General features: G+C 41.5%; 2 protein-coding genes. Both read right to left on the bottom strand.

The window, feature by feature from the left end; genetic code table 11:
* On the bottom strand, positions 1-1,203 hold a 1,203-nt coding region (gene pyk / locus HMPREF9074_RS11610), incomplete at its 3' end, for a pyruvate kinase (RefSeq protein WP_034541085.1).
* On the bottom strand, positions 1,197-1,401 hold a 205-nt coding region (locus HMPREF9074_RS11615; protein ID WP_034541087.1), incomplete at its 5' end, for an IPExxxVDY family protein. The genes pyk and HMPREF9074_RS11615, both read right to left, overlap by 7 nt.

Raw genomic sequence — 1,401 nt, forward strand, 5'->3', positions numbered from 1 at the left:
AAGTATGTGCGAATTAGGACGGTATGATGAAATACGGAATGCCGCATAACCACTATTCGTTAGCGAGGTTATTACTTTGGCATTGGTATCATTTGCCATCTTAGCTGCGTGGAAACAGATGGTATTAGTAACGTAGCGCAATGAACGGATAAAAGGTGTTTCAAGAGGCACTTGTATAAGGTCAGAATCCTCTACACTCTTGATAATTCTGCTCATCTGCTGAATTACTTGTACTGGGTATTTACCTACTGAGGTCTCGCCTGAAAGCATCACCGCATCGGCACCATCGAGTACAGAGTTTCCTACATCATTCACCTCAGCACGTGTAGGCGTAAGGCTCGAAATCATACTTTCCATCATCTGAGTAGCAATGATTACTGGTATATGATGCGATTTAGCCTTGCGTACCAACTCTTTTTGTATAAGTGGCACTTCTTCAGCTGGTATTTCTACCCCAAGGTCACCACGAGCTACCATTATACCATCGCAGTTTGCCATAATCTTATCGATATTTACCAATGCTTCTGGCTTTTCTATCTTAGCGATGATAGGTATTTTATGACCCGCATTCTCTTCTATCAGGTCTTTAAGGTCTTGTATATCTTCAGGATTTCTAACAAACGAAAGCGCAAACCAATCTACATCTTGGGTAATTGCAAAGAGAGCATCGCGTATGTCTTTCTCAGTAAGAGCTGGCAATGACACTTTAGTATTAGGCAAGTTCACCCCTTTTTTTGATTTGAGAGGTCCCCCTTGTACTACTATAGCCATTACTTCGTCTTCGCGGTTAGTTGATACAACCTCAAAGATAAGTTTACCGTCATCTAAAAGGATACGCTCCCCTGGGTTTACATCAGTAGGAAACTCTTTGTAGTTCATATACACACGTTCTTTTGTGCCTACAAAAGGTTCTCCGGTTACAAAAGTAATATGGTCGCCTGGAGCTACTATTATATCGTCTTCCATTACGCCTACACGGAGCTTAGGGCCTTGTAGGTCGGCAAGGATAGCTGTATGAAAACCGTGTTCTTGGTTTATCTTGCGAATCATCTCTACGCGAGCACGCACATCGTCATAATCGGCGTGAGAGAAATTGATGCGGAATACATTCACCCCAGCAGCCATCATATCTTTGATTACTTGGGGGTCTTCGGTAGCAGGGCCTAAGGTTGCTACTATTTTTGTTTTTTTAGTGTTTAGCATTCTTGAAAAAGCAATTTATGTTTTATATTCAACGTATTGAGTGCAACAGTATGAGCGTTAGTCGCTGGTATTTGCTGTATCTTAGCGATAATGTGCTGGGCATTAAACGTGCCCTCAGTATCTATTTTCAGAAAGAAATCTACTTTTTTTAGCTTATCTATAAGGTAGTGCACAGTGTTAGTTGTGCTAAAGAATCCC

The sequence above is a fragment of the Capnocytophaga sp. oral taxon 329 str. F0087 genome, from assembly GCF_000213295.2.
In the GTDB taxonomy this organism is placed as follows: Bacteria; Bacteroidota; Bacteroidia; order Flavobacteriales; family Flavobacteriaceae; genus Capnocytophaga; species Capnocytophaga leadbetteri_A.